The following is a 721-nucleotide window of genomic DNA, read 5'->3' as shown; positions in this document are numbered from 1 at the left end:
CGCAAATGGATTCGGTTTCTCGCCGTTTCGGAAACATCGTTCACTTGAATCGCAATATGGCTTACTTCGCCAGAAAGTGAACGCAATGGCGTGATAACGATGTCTTGAAACATAAAGTCACAGCTGTTGGAAACCGGTGAAAAGTTGTTGAATTTAAAAAGGTATGGTCGGTTTTCCCAACTGGAGAAGGAACGAGTCTCAAGATCAGCAGAGGTCTTTAGTTTCGTTTCCAACCACGTTCGTGGTAGTTCGTCGAAATGATCGAACAAGCATTGACCTAAAATATCTTGAGACAGCACACCGCTGTAAGACTGCATAAAGCTGTTCCAGACACACACGTTATATTCTGGATCAAGAACAATGAGCCCAGAATCCATGGTATCTAAAATTTGTGTGACCCAATGAAAGTCTGCTATGTCCAGCGTGATATCGGACATCAGATTAACTCCATGATTTCATAAATAATTTCTACTGATGGTTTGTCTATTAGAAATAATACTTCACACTCAAAATCGAGCGCTTCCGCCATGTAGGTATATTCGATGGTAAAGAGTTCGCCTGATTCTCCTTGTTCTTCATTGTAAGGAGTGATTGTATCGACGATGCCCGGCTGACGAAGTGAAAACTGCTTATCAAGTTGGTTCCCTAAAGAGGTTAGGAATGACGAAACCAGCAAGTTAGAGACATTTAAAATAATTTCATTATGAGGCGTAAATTCGAG

The 721-nt window shown here is 41.2% G+C and carries 2 pseudogenes; both read right to left on the bottom strand.

Annotated elements, in window-relative coordinates:
• Positions 1 to 437, bottom strand: a pseudogene (locus R8O11_RS27540) (diguanylate cyclase); the annotation flags it as partial.
• A pseudogene (locus R8O11_RS27535) lies at positions 437 to 721 on the bottom strand (response regulator); the annotation flags it as partial. The pseudogenes R8O11_RS27540 and R8O11_RS27535, both read right to left, overlap by 1 nt.

The sequence above is a fragment of the Vibrio sp. 1288 genome (assembly GCF_033344475.1).
This window is presented reverse-complemented; position numbering and strand designations above follow the sequence as displayed.